The sequence below is a fragment of the Paraburkholderia sp. SIMBA_030 genome (assembly GCF_046535245.1).
Classification (GTDB): domain Bacteria; phylum Pseudomonadota; class Gammaproteobacteria; order Burkholderiales; family Burkholderiaceae; genus Paraburkholderia.
This window is the reverse complement of record NZ_JAWRXB010000962.1, coordinates 1-258: the sequence shown is the minus strand read 5'-3', so window position 1 is coordinate 258 and position 258 is coordinate 1. Positions and strand designations below refer to the sequence as shown.

Below are 258 nucleotides of genomic sequence, written 5' to 3'. Positions count from 1 at the left end.
ATGTAGGAAGCAGTGATTTCCTTTCACATGGAATCCGTCAGACGAAAGTATTACAGAAATACATTGATCTTAAAAGTACAGATCATGTACTGGATGTAGGATGTGGAATAGGAAGAACTGCCGTTGCCCTGACTGAAGTATTATCAGAGGGAACCTATGATGGCTTTGATGCGGTAGAAAAAGGAATTAACTGGTGCAACAAGCATATCCATACAAAACATTCTCATTTCAATTTTAAGTTTACGCCGATTTATAATG

1 protein-coding gene is annotated in these 258 nt (G+C 37.6%); it reads left to right on the top strand.

The window, feature by feature from the left end; all coding sequences use genetic code 11:
- Positions 1-258: methyltransferase domain-containing protein (locus SB772_RS42880; RefSeq protein WP_410838879.1), on the top strand; the 258-nt coding region annotated here is incomplete at both ends.